Consider the following 14,035-nt stretch of genomic DNA (forward strand, 5'->3'; position numbering starts at 1 on the left):
GGCGCATCACCCCATCCGGTAGAGCAGCAGCAGGCTGCGCTGGGCCCGTCGCTCATTGTCGTCGGAGATCAGCGCCACCAGCGTCGCGCCGCCATGGCGGGCGGCGGCCACCCCCTCCCAGTTCTCCGCCGGGGCGTCCTCGGGCAGGGAGAGCAGCGTCTCGCCGGCGAGGGGGGCCTCGGCGGACAGCGCGGCGGCGGGCAGCCGCGCGAGCCGGCAGCGGAAGCCGGAGAACAGGGCGTAGCGCCGTTCCAGCACCAGCGCGCCGCCATCGGGCAGGCCGGCCGCGCCGGTGGGCTCCATGTCGGGCTCGGGGCGATAGGCGTGGGGCGTCCAGCGCGGCCGGCCCGCCTCCAGCCGGGCGAGCCAGGCGGCGCGCAGCCCGCTCTCGCCGCCCGGGGCGAGGGATTCGGCGAGGGCGAGCAGCCGCCCGTCGGCAAGCTGGGTCAGCGCCTCCAGCCCGCCATTGTCGGGGGCGGCGGCGAGGCCGGGCGGGGCGGGGAAGGCAAGCCCGGGCGCGTCCAGCCGCGCATGGTGCTGGATGCGGTGCTGCCGCTCGAAGGCGATCAGCCAGCCGCCCGAATCGAGGCGCGCCAGCGCCTCGGCATCGCCGGCGCGGCCGCTCAGCGCCTGGCCGTTCGCGCCCCGCAGCGGGCCGTGCCGCACCTCCTCGACCGCGCGGGGCTGGCCCTCCGCGTCCAGGCGCAGCCGCCCCTGCCACCAGCGCCCGCGGTCGCTGACGGCCGAGAGGGTGAGATCGGGCGCGAGGTGCAGGCCGGAGAAGCCGCCGAACCCCCAGAGCGAGGTGTCGAGCGCCAGCCCGCCGAGCGGCCGCAGCCCCGGCCGCGCCGGGGCGGGAAGCGGAAAGGGGCCGGTGACGGCCCGGGCCAGGGCGGGCGCGGCGAGAAGCCCGAGCAGCAGGGCGCGGCGGCCCGCCCCGGCGTCGGAAGGGCCGGGCGTCAGAGGATCGCCGGCGCACGCTCCGCCGCGGCCCGGTGCCACGCCTCGGCGGCGTCCTCGTCGAACAGCTCGGCCAGCTTCTTCATCATGGTGCCGCCCAGCTCCTCTGCGTCCACGATGGTGACGGCGCGGCGGTAGTAGCGCGTCACGTCATGGCCGATGCCGATGGCGATCAGCTCCACCTGCTGGCGCGTCTCGATCTCCTTGATCACCTCGCGCAGGTGGCGTTCCAGGTAGTTGCCGGGGTTCACCGAGAGGGTGGAATCGTCCACCGGCGCGCCGTCGCTGATCACCATCAGGATGCGCCGGTGCTCGCTGCGCGCCAGCAGCCGGCGATAGGCCCAGTTCAGCGCCTCGCCGTCTATGTTCTCCTTGAGCAGCCCCTCGCGCAGCATCAGCCCCATGGACCGGCGCGCGCGGCGCCAGGGCGCGTCGGCGGGCTTGTAGACGATGTGGCGCAGGTCGTTCAGGCGCCCCGGGTTGCGGGGCTTGCCTTCCTGCACCCAGCGCTCGCGGCTCTGCCCGCCCTTCCAGGCGCGGGTGGTGAAGCCCAGGATCTCCACCTTCACCGCGCAGCGTTCCAGCGTGCGCGCCAGGATGTCGGCGCACATGGCGGCCACCGTGATGGGCCGGCCGCGCATGGAGCCGGAGTTGTCGATCAGCAGGCTCACCACCGTGTCGCGGAAGTCGGCGTCGCGCTCGCGCTTGTAGGAGAGCGAGTGGGTGGGGTTGGCCACCACGCGCGCGAGGCGCGCGACGTCGAGCAGCCCCTCCTCCAGGTCGAACTCCCAGGCGCGCTGCTGCTGGGCCATCAGCCGCCGCTGCAGCCGGTTGGCGAGCTTGGAGACCACGCCCTGCAGGTGCTGGAGCTGCTGGTCGAGCTGCTGGCGCAGCCGCGTCAGCTCGTCGGGGTCGCAGAGATCCTCGGCCTCCACCACCTCGTCGAACTGGGTGGTGAAGGCGCGGTAGCGCGACGCGTCCTCGACCTGCGGCGGCTCGCGCCGGGCCTGGGGGCCGCCGGGCTTCTCGTCGCCCTCGGCGGCGGCGCCCTCCTCCTCGGAATCCTGGGCCTCCTCCTCGGCGGCGTCGCCCTCCATGGTCTCGGGCTCGGCGCCCTGCATGGATTCCTGGTCCATGGACTGCGCCTCGCCGGGCGAGGCCTGGTCCTGCTGGCTCGCCTCCTCGGCGCCCTCGTCGCCCTCCTGGTCCTCCTCGGCCTCGGATTCGAGTTCCGCCTCGGCGAGGTCCATCGCCGCGAGCAGCTTGCGCGCGGCGCGGGCGAAGGCGTCCTGGTCGTCGGTGAGGGCGGCGAGCTCCTCCATCGCCGCGCTGGCCTTCTCGTCGAGATGGCCGCGCCAGAGCTCCAGCACGCGCTGGGCGGCGGGCGGCGGGGGCTCGCCGGTGATCTTCTCGCGCGCGATCAGCGCCAGCGCCGCGTGCAGCGGAAGCTGGTCCTTGCGCGTCATGCGGTCGAAGCCCTCGGCTTCGCACTCCTCGGCGAGGCGGGCGCGCAGGTTGGCCGCCACACCCGCCATGTGGCGCGCGCCCACGGCCTGCACGCGCACATCCTCCAGCGCGTCGAACACCTCGCGCGCCTCCTTGCGGGCGGGGGCGCGGGCGGCGTGGGTGGCCTCGTCGTGGTGGCGCAGCTTGAGCGCCACGGCATCCGCCGCGCCGCGCAGCCGCGCCATCTCGGCCGGCGGCAGGGAACGGGTGGGCAGGGGCAGGCGCGCGCGCTTTCCCGCCACGCCGGCCGGCCCGGGCTGGAAGGCGACCTGCACCTCCGCGCCCTGCTGGGCGATGGCGCGCACCGCACCGGCTGTGGCGCGCTTGAACTCTTCCTGGCGGGTGAGGTCGGGCTTGGACATGTCCCGGGCGCGGCCCTTGCGTGCTGTTCCGCCCCCCGGACCCTCAGGGGCGGCCGGCGCGGGAGGCGCCGCCGGAAGCCCCGCGCGCGAAGGCGGTCACCCCGCCTTCCTGTACAGCCCCGTCGCGATCTCCTCGTTGAAGCAGCGCTGGTAGTATTCGGCCACCGTCGCGCGCTCGGCCTCGTCGCACTTGTTGAGGAAGGTGAGGCGGAAGGCGAATCCCACATCGCCGAAGATGCGCGCGTTGTCCGCCCAGGTGATGACGGTGCGCGGCGACATCACGGTGCTGATGTCGCCCGCCATGAAGCCAGCGCGCGTGAGGTCGGCCAGCGCGACCATCGCCTCCACCTGCTTGCGCATCTTGGGGTCGTTGGTGGCGCCGAGCTTGGCCAGCACGATGTCCACCTCCTGCGCGTGCGGCAGGTAGTTCAGCGTGCAGACGATGTTCCAGCGGTCCATCTGGCCCTGGTTGATCTGCTGCGTGCCGTGATAGAGCCCCGTCGTGTCGCCCAGCCCCACCGTGTTGGCGGTGGCGAAGAGGCGGAACATCGGGTGCGGGCGGATCACCCGGTTCTGGTCGAGCAGCGTGAGCTTGCCCTCCACCTCCAGCACGCGCTGGATCACGAACATCACGTCCGGCCGGCCGGCGTCGTACTCGTCGAACACCAGCGCGCAGGGGTGCTGCAGCGCCCAGGGGAGGATGCCCTCGCGGAACTCCGTCACCTGCTTGCCGTCCTTCAGCACGATCGCGTCCTTGCCGATGAGGTCGATGCGCGAGATGTGGCTGTCGAGGTTGACGCGGATGCAGGGCCAGTTGAGGCGCGCGGCCACCTGCTCGATGTGGGTGGACTTGCCCGTACCGTGATAGCCCTGGACCATCACGCGCCGGTTGTGCGCGAAGCCCGCGAGGATGGCGAGCGTGGTCTCGCGGTCGAAGCGGTAGGCGGGGTCGAGCTCGGGCACATGCTCGGTGCGGATGGAGAAGGCGGGCACCTGCATGTCGATGTCCACGCCGAAGACCTCGCGCGCGTTCACCGTCCGGTCCGGCATGCTGATCGCGCTGGTCGGCTGCACGTCGCCGATGGGGGCCACCTGGTTCATCACGTATCCGCTTCGCTCAGTGATCGTCGGGGGATGTTAGGCCAAGCCCGCCGAGGGGGCTACCCGTGCGCCGCGCAGGAGAGCGCGCGCGCCTGCGCCATCACCTGGCCGCGCAGCAGCGTCCCCGCGACCGCCACGGGCAGGCCCGCGGCGGCCAGCGCCTCCGCCGTCCAGCTGTTGCAGGTGTAGGCCAGGGAGTAGCGCCGGGCGGCGGCCAGGAAATGCCGCGCGGGCGGCAGGGAGAGCAGCGGCGGCGGCAGCCGCCCCGCCGCGTCGCGGGCGAAGGCGGCGGCGAGGAAGCGCACGAGCCCCTCGCGCGCCCCGCGCAGCGCCAGCAGCTCCGCATCGCCCTCCGCGCGCGGCGGCGCGTCCAGGAAACGGGCGCGGATCACCGCGGGGCCGGGGGCGAGCGCCGCCAGCGCCTCAGCGAGCCCCGGCCGGTCGGCCATGAAGAACTCGCGCTGGCCGAAGCCCAGCATGACGAGCCCCGCCCCCGGCGCGAGCGGGGCGAGATCGGGCAGCCAGGCGGCGGGGACCACCACCTCGCTGTGCCAGTCGCGCGCATAGGCGAAAAAGGGCGCCCCCGGCCCGCAGCCTGCCGCGGGCGGGGGGGCGGGCGCCAGGGCGCAGGCGGGAAGCGCGAGCGGCAGCGCCAGCGCCGCGCGTCGGGGCAGCCTATCCGGCCGCCGCATGGGGGGCTGCGGGCTCGGCGCGCGGCAGGCGGCGGCGCAGCAGGGAATAGGCGCGGTTGATGTCCTTCAGCCGCTCCTCCGCCCCGCGGTCGCCGCCATTCGCATCCGGGTGGTAGCGCTTGGCCAGCTCCTTGTAGCGCGCCTTGAGCGCGGCCGGATCGAGCGGCCAGTCGAGTCCGAGCAGGCCGAGCGCGGCGCGCAGCTCGGGCGGCGCCTCCTCGCGCTTCGGGGCGCGGCGGCGCGCCTGCAGGGGGGTCTCGCGCAGGATGCCGAGCGGGTCGGCCAGCCGCTCCGGGTCGAGCCGCACCCCGCCCAGCCGGCCGAGCGGCCAGGTGGGGCGCTGCCAGCCCGCATCGGCGCGGATGGCGTGCTCGATGTCGGCCGGGCCCATGCCGCGGTAGTAGTCCCAGGCGGCGTTGTAGGCCCGCACGTGATCCAGGCAGAACCAGTGGTGCTCGCGCAGCGTGCGGTCCTTGGGCGCGCGGAACTCGCCGGGCTTGTCGCAGCCCTCGGCGTCGCAGGGGCGCGGGGGGTCTTTCGGATCGCGCTGGGGTTGGAAGGACTGGCGGCGGGCCATCTGCGGGTTATGGGTCTCGCGCCCCCGCTTGTCCATGATCGCGGCTTGGGCAAACTGCGTCCATGCCGACCCGCGCCGACCGCATCCGCGCCGCGCTCGAGGCGCGTTTCGCGCCCCTCGCGCTGGAGATCACCGACGACAGCGCCCGCCATGCCGGCCATGCCGGCGCGCGGCCGGAGGGGGAGACGCACTACAGCGTGGTGCTGGTCAGCCCGGCCTTCTCGGGGATGAACCGCCTCGCCCGCTCGCGCGCCGTGCACGAGGCGCTGCGGGAGGAGTTCGCCTCCGGCCTGCACGCGCTGGCGCTGACGCTGCGCGCGCCCGAGGAGCTGGGCTGAGGCCGTGATCGAGCGGCTCTCCGCCCTGCCGGACGGCACGCGGGCGGAGGCCGACCTCGCCATCATCGGCGGCGGCGCGGCGGGCATCGCGCTGGCGCTGGCGCTGCGCGGCTCCGGGCTCTCGGTGCTGCTGGCCGAGTCCGGCGGCGCGCCGGATCAGCCGAGCCTCGATTCGCTGAACGAGGTGACGCTCGCCGGCCACCCCTTCCCCGGCGCGCGGGAGGGGCGGGCGCGGCGGCTGGGGGGCGCCACCACCCTCTGGGCCGGGCAGTCCCTGCCGCTCGATCCGATCGACTTCGAGGCGCGGGACTGGGTGCCGCACAGCGGCTGGCCCATCGCCCATGCCGAGCTGGCGCGCCACTACCCCGCCGCCGAGCGCCTGCTGCGCCTCGAGGGCATGCGCTACGACGCGGCCGCCTGGGCGCATCTGCGCGAGGCGCCGCCGCCCTTCGATCCGGCGCTGCTGCGCCCGCAGGTCTCCTGGCTGGCGAAACACCGCGACTTCGGGGCCATGTATCGCGCCGCGCTCGCCGCCGATCCCGCAACGCGGGTTCTGCTCGAGGCCACCGCCACCCGCATCCGCCCGCCCGCGGGCGAGGAGGGGCGCTATGCGGTGGAGCTGGCCTGCCTCGCCGGCCGCCGGGCGGAGCTGCGCGCGCCGCGCGTCGTGCTCTGCTGCGGCGGGCTGGACACGCCGCGGCTGCTGCTCGCCTCCGGCCTCGGCAACCATCTCGTGGGCCGCTTCCTGCAGGACCACCCGACCGCCACGGTGGGCGAGGTGGAGGGGGCGGATTTCGCCCGCCTCGCGCAGTGGTTCCGCCCCTTCTACCGGCGCGAGGGGCGGCTTTTTCCCAAGATCGCGCTGGCCGAGGCGGCGCAGCGCGCGGAGCGCGTGCTCAACGTCACCTCCGAGCTGGTCTTCACCGCGCCCGAGGACTCCCCCTTCGCCAGCGCCCGCGCCTTCTACGGCGCCTTCCGCGGCGGCGAGACGCGCGCGGCGCTGCGCCGCGCCGCGGGGCTCGCGATGGGCGGGCGCGAGATGCTGGGCTATGCCTGGACGCGGCTGGTGAAACGCCGGCTGCCGGCGGCGGCGGGGGCGCGCATCACCCTCTGGGCCCATATCGAGCAGACGCCCGACCCCGACAGCCGCCTCACCCTGGACCCGGTGGAGAAGGACGCGCTGGGCATGCCCCGCGCGCGGCTCGACTGGCGGCTGAACGAGCTCGATCGGCGCAGCTTCGAGCTGTTCGCTGAGCTGGTGGGGCGGGAGTTCGCGCGGCTCGGCCTCGGGCGGCTGCGCCCCGCGCCCTGGCTGCGCGAGGCGGGCTGGCGGGCGGAGGTGCAGGATTTCTTCCACCACATCGGCACGGCCCGCATGGGCGCGAGCCCGGCCGAGGGGGTAGTGGACCGCCACCTCGAGGTGTTCGGCTGCCCGGGCCTTTACGTCGCCTCCAGCGCGGTGTTCCCCACGGGCGGCGCGTCCAACCCCACCCTGACCATCCTGGCGCTGACCCTGCGCCTGGCGGAGCGGCTGCGGGGGCGGTGAGCTATTCGGCCGCGGGCTTCTCGGCGAGGTCGCTCCACTCGGGCCATTTGCGCCGCACCACCGGGCTGTTGGGCGCATAGGCGAAGCAGGTGCCGAGCAGGGCGGGCCGCTTCCTCGGCGCGCCCGCGGCCTCGGCCTTGCGCTGCTCCTGCTGGCGGCGGTGGCGGATGGGCCAGAGGGTCTGGAAGGCCACGGTGGCCATCTGCGCCAGCACCTCGCGCAGATGGGTGCAGCCCTCCACCCCGCCCACGCGCTCGTTCACCGCGCGGTTGAAGCCGGGGCCGATGGTCAGCCCCGCGAGCCGCGCGAAGTTGGGCGCCGCGCCGGGGCAGACGGCGAAGGGGGTGTGGTCGGAGGCGGCCTCGCAGGCGACGATCACCATCTCCTCGTTCACGGTCATGCGCACCCACATGCCGTGAATGGGCTCGCCCGGGTTCACCTGGCCGCGGTCCTCCGAGGGGAAGCCGTAGGTCTTGGTGTCGGTCAGATGGGCCTCGATGTCCACCAGCCCGTCCTCGCGCAGATAGCCGCGCAGCGCGATGTCGCGCAGATGTTCGAGCTTGCGGGGGGCGGGGGCGGAGAGCGGCATGGGGCAGAGATAGGCCCTCGCTGCGCCGCCGCAAAGACGGCTGGCGCGGGCTTCCGGCGCCGCGCGGCGCGTGGTAGCGCCGCGCCGCACCTGCCCCAGCGGCGCCCGGCCCCGGCCCGGCGCGGTCCGCTCCAACCGGAAGGCCCTCATGTCCGACACAGCCAGCCCCGCCCCCGCCAACGGCAACGGCGCGCCGCCGCCCCCGCCCCTCGTCATCGAAATCCAGTACGTGAAGGATCTCAGCTTCGAGGTGCCCAACGGCCCGCAGATCTTCGCGATCCTGCGCGAGCAGCCGCAGCTCGACCTCGACGTGGACCTGGAGGTGAAGCAGCTCCAGGAGAACGCCAATGTCTTCGAGGTGGCGCTGATCCTGCGCGTGGAGACCAAGGCGCAGGACATGGTCTGCTACATTCTGGAGCTGACCTATTGCGGCGTGTTCACGCTCAACCTGCCGCCCGAGCACGCGCAGCAGGTGCTGGGCGTGGACTGCCCGCGGCTGCTCTTCCCCTATGCGCGGAGCATCATCTCCGAGGTGAGCGCGCAGGGGGCCTTCCCCGCGCTGATGCTGCCGCCCATCGACATCGCCCAGCTCATCCACGCCAAGCGCATGCGCCAGCAGGCGCAGGCCTCAGGCGAGGCCTGAGGAAAGGGGCGCAAGCGCCTGACAGGCGCCGCGGTGTCGCGTTCGGGATTCGATTCTCGCGGCCCTGTCAACGTCTCAAGAGTTGTAAACTGTGGTTTTCTACAACCGGGACGCTTGCATCGGTACAGAAACGGTCTTTAATCGTCGGCAAAGCTGAATGAAGGGTTAACGCCGATGGCGCCTCCGCCCTCCGCTTCGCCGCTGTCCAGCGCGGCCATCCTGCCTTTCCGGCGGGATGTGCCGCCCCCGAAACGTCCCGTGCCGCTGGCCGCGCCGGCGCTCTCGGGGCGGGAGCTGGGCGCGCTGGCCGCGGTGCTGGAGAGCGGCTGGCTCGCCCCGGCCGGGCCGGCTCTGGCCGCCTTCGAGGAGGCGGTGGCCGAGGCCACCGGCCAGCCCGAGGCGCTCGCCACCGCCTCGGGCACGGCGGCCCTGCACCTCGCCTACCGCGCGCTCGGCGTCGCTCCGGGCGACGAGGTCTGGACCACCACCCTCACCTTCATCGCCACCATCGCCCCCGCCGTGCAGATGGGCGCGGTGCCGCGCTTCCTCGACGTCTGCCCGGAGAGCTGGACGCTCGACCCGGAGCGGCTGCGCCGCGATCTCGCCTCCGCCGCCCGCCGCGGCCGGCTGCCCCGCGCGGTGGTCCCGGCCGACCTGTTCGGCCAGCCCGCCGACATCGCCGCCATCCGCGAGGCCTGCGCGCGCTGGGGCGTGCCCGTGCTCTCGGACAGCGCCTGCGGGCTGGGCGCCACCCAGCACGGCCGCCCGGCGGGGGACGGGGCGGACCTGATCGTCACCAGCTTCAACGGGAACAAGATCGTCACCGCCGGGGGCGGCGGCGCGCTCTCGGGGCCCCACTCGGCGCTGCTGGCGCGCGCACGCCACCTCGCCCACCAGGCGCGCGAGCCGGTGGCGCATTACCAGCACGAGACGACCGGCCACAACTACGCGCTCAGCTCCGTGCTCGCCGCCGTCGGCCTCGCGCAGCTTCCCGATCTCGCGGCGCGGGTGGAGGGGCGGCGCGCCCGCTTCGCCCGCTACCAGGAGGGGCTGAGCGACCTGCCCGGCCTCTCCTTCATGCCGGAGCCCGGCTGGGCCCGGGCCACGCGCTGGCTCACGGTGATCCAGGTGAACCCCCGCCGCTTCGGGGCGGACCGCGAGGCCATCCGCCTCGCCCTCGCCGCCGAGGGGATCGAAAGCCGCCCGGTCTGGAAGCCCCTGCACCTGCAGCCGGCCTTCCGCGACGCGCCGCGCTCGGGCGGCGCGGTGGCCGCGGCGCTGTTCGACAACGGGCTCTGCCTGCCCTCCGGCCATGGGATGAGCCGGGCGGAGGAGGCGCGCGTCATCGCCATCATCCGCGAGCTGGCGCGCCCCGGCCGGGGCTAGCGGGGCGCTTGGCGCGGCTTCTCTACCTTCACCAGCATTTCTCCACGCCCGCCGGCGCGGCCGGCACGCGCAGCTTCGCCCTCGCCCGGGCGCTGGCGCAGGCGGGGCATCGCGTGACGCTCGCGACCGGCCAGTGGCAGGGCGCGGTGACGGGGCTCGAGGGCCCCTTCCGGCGCGGCGCGCGCGAGGGGGCGGTGGCGGGTTTCCGCGTCGTGGAGTTCGCCATCCCCTGCACCAACGCCATGGGGCTCGCCGCGCGCAGCGCCGCCTTCCTGCGCTACGCCTGGCGCGCGGGGCGGCTGGCGCGGGGCGAGGGGTGGGATCTCGTCATCGCCTCCTCCACCCCGCTCACCGTGGTGCTGCCCGCGCTGGCCGCCGCACGGCGCGGCATCCCCTTCCTGTTCGAGATGCGCGACCCCTGGCCAGAGCTGCCGCGCGCGCTCGGCCTCGCCAACCCGCTCGCCCTCGCCGCCATGGAGCGCATGGCCGACGCCGCCTGCCGCCGCGCCGCCGCCGTGGTGGCGCTGAGCGAGGGCATGGCCGAGATCGCCCGCGCGCGCGGCGCGGCGCGGGTGGAGGTGGTGCCGCAGGGCTGCGACCTCGATCTGTTCGGCCCGCACATCCCGCCCTGGCGGCCCGAGGCGGCGGCAAGCCATGAGCTGCTCGCCGTCTATGCCGGGGCGCATGGGGTGGCGAACGGGCTCGGCCTGCTCGTCGAGGCGGCGCGGGAACTCGCCCGGCGCGGCGAGCGGCGCTGGCGGCTGCTGCTGGTGGGCGAGGGGGGCGAGAAGCCCGCCCTGGTCGCCGCCGCGCGGGGGCTCCCCAACATCGGCTTCCTCGACCCGCTGCCCAAGCGCGTGCTCGCGCGGCTGCTGGCGGGCAGCCAGGCGGGGCTGCTCTGCCTCGCCCCCGTGCCGGCCTTCGCGGAATGGACGGCGCCCAACAAGCTGATGGACTACCTGGCCGCGGGGCTGCCCGTGCTCTCCAACCTGCCGGGCGAGGCGGCGCGGCTGCTGGCCGGCGGCGCGGGCGAGAGCCTGCCGCCGCGCGACCCCGCCGCGCTGGCCGATGCGCTGCAGCGCCTGGCCGAGGCCCCCGCCCGCCGCGCCGCCATGGCCGAGGCGGCGCGCGGCCTCGCGCTGCGGCGCTTCGACCGGCGGCTGCTGGCGCGGCGCTTCGTGGAGACGGTGGAATCATGCCTCCGCTGATCCTGCTGCTCTCCGCCGCCCATCCGCCGGACGACATGCGCGTGGTCCGCAAGGAGGGGGCGGCGCTGGCGGCCGCCGGCTTCCGGGTGCTGCACCTCTGCCCCGGCCCGGGCGGGAGGCTGCCGCCGGTGGCGGGGGTGGAGATCGAGACCCTCGCCGCCCCCTCGCGCCGGGCGCTGTGGCGGCCGCTGTGGCGGCGCGTGCTGGCGCTGCGCCCCGCCGCCATCCATGCCTCCGAGCCCGATGCCTGGGTGCTGGCGGTGCGGGCGGCGCGGCGGCTGGGCGCGCGGGCGGTGCTGGACGTGCACGAGCACTACCCCTCGCGCCTCGATGCGCGGCTGCCCGCGCCGCTGCGGCCGCTCGCCCGCCTCGCCCTGCGCGCCGCGCTGCGCGCCATCGCCGCCCGGGCCGATGCGCTGGTGCATGCCAAGTCGGGCCTCGCGGCCGATTTCCCGGGCCATCCCCGCCAGGTGGAGGTGCGCAACCACGCCCTCGTCCCCGAAGGCCTGCCGCGCCGCGCCCATGGGCCGGGGCCGCTGACGCTGCTGCACCTCGGCGCCATCGGCGTGAAGCGGGGCTGGCCGCAGATGCTGGCCGCCCTCTCCCTCTGCCCCGCGAAGACCCGGCTGCTGGTGATCGGCCGCTTCACCGATGGCAGCGAGGCCGCCTTCCGCGCCGAGGCGGCGCGGCGCGGCCTTGCGGGGCGCATCGAACTGGCCGGATGGATGCCGGCCGAGGCGGCGCTGGCCCGCGCGGCGGCGGAGGCGGATGTGAACCTCATCCTCTTCCAGCCGGGCGAGGAGAACCACCGCCTCGCCCTGCCGCACAAGCTGTTCGACGGCATGGCGCTGGGGCTGCCCGTCATCGCGCCCGGCTTCGCGCTTCCGGTGGCCGAGATCGTGCAGGGGGCGGGCTGCGGCCTGCTGGTGGACGTGACGCGGCCCGCCGCCATCGCCGCCGCCGTGGCCGAGCTCGCCGACCCGGCGCGGCGGGCGGCGCTGGGCGAGGCGGGCTGGCGCGCGGCGCGCGGCGAATGGGGCTGGCCGGGGGAGGCGGCGCGGCTCCTTGCGCTCTACCGCGCCTTGCTGGGCTGATGGGCGCGCTTTGGCGGCGCGGCCGCTTGCCTCTATAGCTGGGGCGATGGCCCAGACCCCGCCGGCCCGGCAGATCCTGAACTTCGCCCTGGATGCGGCGCTGGCCGCCCTGGCCCTGCCGGCCGCGCTCTGGCTCGCGGGGCCGGGGAACTGGCCCGCGCCCTCCTGGTGGTGGGGCGGGGTGGCGCTCGCGGTGGCGACGCTGCTGCCGATCGGCTGGGCGCTCGGCCTGCACAAGCAGTACTGGCGCTTCGCCGGGCTGCGCGACCTGCTGGCGGTGCTGGCCGCCGCGCTGCTCGGCGCCCTCGCCTTCTTCTGGCTGCTGCGCGCGGCCGATGCCTGGCATGGCGACAACCCGGCCTTCCCCGTGCTGCACGCCATGGTGCTGGCCGCGCTGCTGGGCGCGCCGCGCCTGGCGAGCCGCGCCCAGGCGCTGCGCCGCGCCATGGAGATGGCGGGCGCGCCGGCCGTGCTGGTGGCCGGCAGCGCCGATCAGGTGGATGTCTTCGCCTCCGCCCTCGCCCGCGCGCGCAAGCCGCCCTACCGCATCATGGGCATCCTGACGCGCCGCAGCCGGCAGGCGGGACGGCGCATCCAGGGCCACCCCATCCTCGGCGCCATCGAGGAGGCGGAGGCGGTGCTGGAGCAGCTCCGCGCCGAGGGGCGGCTGCCGCAGATCCTCGTCCTCGCCTCGCCGGACCTCGCGGGCCCTTCCCTCGCCGCGCTGCTCGACGCGGCGGACCGCCACGGGGTGGCGGTGCGCGCCGCGCCGCAGCCCACGGCGCTCGCCCACGCCGCGCGCGACGGGCTGGAGGGGCCGCGCCTCGACCTGCGGCCCGTCTCCATCGAGGAGCTGCTCGATCGCCCGCAGGTGCCGCTCGATCGCGAGGGGATGGCGCGGCTGGTGCAGGGGCGGCGGGTGCTGATCACCGGGGCGGGCGGCACCATCGGCGGCGAGCTCGCGCGCCAGGTGGCGGCGCTGGGGCCCGCCATGCTCACCCTGCTCGACCACGGGGAATACGCGCTCTACGAGATCGACCTCGAGCTGCGCGAGCGCCACCCCGAGGCGCCGCGCCGCGCCGTGCTGGCCGATATCCGCGACGAGGCGCGCATCCGCCGGATCATGGAGGAGGCGCGGCCCGAGCTCGTCTTCCACGCCGCGGCGCTGAAGCATGTTCCGATGGTGGAGGCCGACCCGCTGGAGGGCGTGCTGACCAACGCCTTCGGCACCCGCGTGGTGGCCGAGGCGGCGCGCGCGGCGGGCTGCGCGCTGATGGTGTTCATCTCCACCGACAAGGCGGTGAACCCCACCAGCGTGATGGGCGCGACCAAGCGCCTTGCCGAGATGTACTGCCAGGCGCTGGACAAGCAGGCGCGCGCCCCCGACTCGCCGAAGGGCGAGGGCTCGATGCGCTGCATCACCGTGCGCTTCGGCAATGTGCTGGGCTCGACGGGCAGCGTGGTGCCGCTGTTCCGCCGCCAGCTCGAGCGCGGCGGGCCGCTGACGGTGACGCACCCCGACATGCGCCGCTATTTCATGACGGTGCGCGAGGCGGTGGGCCTCGTGCTGCAGGCCGCCGTGGTGGGCGCGGCCGACCGCGAGGACGCGCCGCCCGAACTGCGCGAGGGCGGCATCTTCGTCCTCGACATGGGCGAGCCGGTGAAGATCGTGGACCTGGCGCGCCGCATGATCCGCCTGGCCGGGCTGCGGCCGGACGTGGACGTGGAAATCCGCTTCACCGGGCTGCGCCCGGGCGAGAAGCTCTACGAGGAGCTGTTCCACGGCCAGGAGCCGCCGCGCCCCACGCGCTTCCCAGGGCTGCTGGTGGCCACGCCGCGCACCGCGGACCTTGCGCTGGTGGGCCGCGCGCTGGAGGAGATCGCCGCCTCGGCCCGGGCGGGGCAGGTGCGGCTGGCGCTGGCGCAGCTTTCGCGGCTGGTGCCGGAATTCGCGCATGAGGGGAACCCGGAGCGGAGCGGGAGCGCGGCGGGGTAGCAGCGGTTGGCCCCCATTCCCCCATCGGTTAGGCTTC

13 protein-coding genes are annotated in these 14,035 nt (G+C 75.3%); 7 read left to right on the forward strand and 6 right to left on the reverse strand.

What is annotated here, in order from left to right:
- Positions 1–6 precede the first annotated feature (6 nt).
- From H596_RS19990 to H596_RS0104045, 5 genes are all read right to left on the reverse strand, one after another.
- Positions 7–1,002 (reverse strand): esterase-like activity of phytase family protein, encoded by a 996-nt coding sequence (locus H596_RS19990; protein WP_051212340.1) that lies wholly within the window; start codon positions 1,000–1,002, stop codon positions 7–9.
- Positions 960–2,828 carry a cobaltochelatase subunit CobT gene (gene cobT, locus H596_RS0104030; RefSeq protein WP_027283804.1) on the reverse strand — a complete coding sequence of 623 codons (1,869 nt, stop codon included), beginning with the start codon at positions 2,826–2,828 and terminating at the stop codon, positions 960–962. The genes H596_RS19990 and cobT overlap by 43 nt, the downstream gene beginning before the upstream one ends.
- Before the next feature lie 96 nt (positions 2,829–2,924).
- Positions 2,925–3,929 carry a cobaltochelatase subunit CobS gene (cobS, locus tag H596_RS0104035; RefSeq protein ID WP_027283805.1) on the reverse strand — a complete coding sequence of 335 codons (1,005 nt, stop codon included), beginning with the start codon at positions 3,927–3,929 and terminating at the stop codon, positions 2,925–2,927.
- A 59-nt stretch (positions 3,930–3,988) separates the two neighbouring features.
- On the reverse strand, positions 3,989–4,621 hold the full coding sequence (locus H596_RS22720; RefSeq protein WP_027283806.1) for a DUF2459 domain-containing protein: 633 nt from the start codon (positions 4,619–4,621) through the stop codon (positions 3,989–3,991).
- Positions 4,605–5,198 (reverse strand): J domain-containing protein, encoded by a 594-nt coding sequence (locus tag H596_RS0104045; protein WP_027283807.1) that lies wholly within the window; start codon positions 5,196–5,198, stop codon positions 4,605–4,607. The genes H596_RS22720 and H596_RS0104045 overlap by 17 nt, the downstream gene beginning before the upstream one ends.
- A gap of 62 nt (positions 5,199–5,260) precedes the next feature.
- On the opposite strand from H596_RS0104045, the gene H596_RS0104050 reads away from it, so the two are divergent.
- Positions 5,261–5,536, forward strand: coding sequence for a BolA family protein (locus H596_RS0104050; RefSeq protein ID WP_027283808.1), 276 nt, complete (start codon positions 5,261–5,263; stop codon positions 5,534–5,536).
- A gap of 4 nt (positions 5,537–5,540) precedes the next feature.
- Positions 5,541–7,082, forward strand: a complete 1,542-nt coding sequence (locus tag H596_RS0104055; protein ID WP_027283809.1) for an FAD-dependent oxidoreductase — start codon at positions 5,541–5,543, stop codon at positions 7,080–7,082.
- A gap of 1 nt (position 7,083) precedes the next feature.
- Here H596_RS0104055 and H596_RS0104060 read toward each other — a convergent pair whose 3' ends face one another.
- Positions 7,084–7,671, reverse strand: coding sequence for a DUF2889 domain-containing protein (locus H596_RS0104060; RefSeq protein WP_027283810.1), 588 nt, complete (start codon positions 7,669–7,671; stop codon positions 7,084–7,086).
- Positions 7,672–7,819: 148 nt separating this feature from the next.
- Between H596_RS0104060 and secB the strand changes: the two genes are divergently transcribed.
- The 5 genes from secB (at position 7,820) to H596_RS0104085 (ending at position 13,998) form a co-directional block, all read left to right on the forward strand.
- Positions 7,820–8,314 (forward strand): protein-export chaperone SecB, encoded by a 495-nt coding sequence (gene secB, locus H596_RS0104065; protein ID WP_027283811.1) that lies wholly within the window; start codon positions 7,820–7,822, stop codon positions 8,312–8,314.
- A 174-nt stretch (positions 8,315–8,488) separates the two neighbouring features.
- A complete protein-coding gene (locus tag H596_RS0104070) occupies positions 8,489–9,700 on the forward strand; it encodes a DegT/DnrJ/EryC1/StrS family aminotransferase (RefSeq protein ID WP_084602561.1) in 1,212 nt (403 codons plus the stop codon).
- An 8-nt stretch (positions 9,701–9,708) separates the two neighbouring features.
- Positions 9,709–10,908: a glycosyltransferase family 4 protein gene (locus H596_RS0104075; RefSeq protein WP_027283813.1), complete on the forward strand. Its 1,200-nt coding sequence runs from the start codon at positions 9,709–9,711 to the stop codon at positions 10,906–10,908.
- A complete protein-coding gene (locus H596_RS0104080; RefSeq protein WP_027283814.1) occupies positions 10,896–12,002 on the forward strand; it encodes a glycosyltransferase in 1,107 nt (368 codons plus the stop codon). The genes H596_RS0104075 and H596_RS0104080 overlap by 13 nt, the downstream gene beginning before the upstream one ends.
- 46 nt (positions 12,003–12,048) lie before the next feature.
- The gene (locus H596_RS0104085) at positions 12,049–13,998 is read left to right on the forward strand and encodes a nucleoside-diphosphate sugar epimerase/dehydratase (protein ID WP_027283815.1); all 1,950 of its coding nucleotides are present in this window, start codon (positions 12,049–12,051) and stop codon (positions 13,996–13,998) included.
- Positions 13,999–14,035: the final 37 nt, after the last annotated feature.

Source organism: Rubritepida flocculans DSM 14296 (assembly GCF_000425365.1).
In the GTDB taxonomy this organism is placed as follows: Bacteria; Pseudomonadota; Alphaproteobacteria; order Acetobacterales; family Acetobacteraceae; genus Roseococcus; species Roseococcus flocculans.

Coding starts and splice junctions, on each gene's coding strand:
- cobS (WP_027283805.1), bottom strand. CDS start 3,929: ATGAACCAGGTGGCCCCCATCGGCGACGTGCAGCCGACCAGCGCGATC.
- H596_RS0104070 (WP_084602561.1), top strand. CDS start 8,489: ATGGCGCCTCCGCCCTCCGCTTCGCCGCTGTCCAGCGCGGCCATCCTG.
- H596_RS0104045 (WP_027283807.1), bottom strand. CDS start 5,198: ATGGCCCGCCGCCAGTCCTTCCAACCCCAGCGCGATCCGAAAGACCCC.
- H596_RS0104050 (WP_027283808.1), top strand. CDS start 5,261: ATGCCGACCCGCGCCGACCGCATCCGCGCCGCGCTCGAGGCGCGTTTC.
- H596_RS0104080 (WP_027283814.1), top strand. CDS start 10,896: ATGCCTCCGCTGATCCTGCTGCTCTCCGCCGCCCATCCGCCGGACGAC.
- secB (WP_027283811.1), top strand. CDS start 7,820: ATGTCCGACACAGCCAGCCCCGCCCCCGCCAACGGCAACGGCGCGCCG.
- H596_RS0104085 (WP_027283815.1), top strand. CDS start 12,049: ATGGCCCAGACCCCGCCGGCCCGGCAGATCCTGAACTTCGCCCTGGAT.
- H596_RS0104060 (WP_027283810.1), bottom strand. CDS start 7,671: ATGCCGCTCTCCGCCCCCGCCCCCCGCAAGCTCGAACATCTGCGCGAC.
- H596_RS22720 (WP_027283806.1), bottom strand. CDS start 4,621: ATGCGGCGGCCGGATAGGCTGCCCCGACGCGCGGCGCTGGCGCTGCCG.
- cobT (WP_027283804.1), bottom strand. CDS start 2,828: ATGTCCAAGCCCGACCTCACCCGCCAGGAAGAGTTCAAGCGCGCCACA.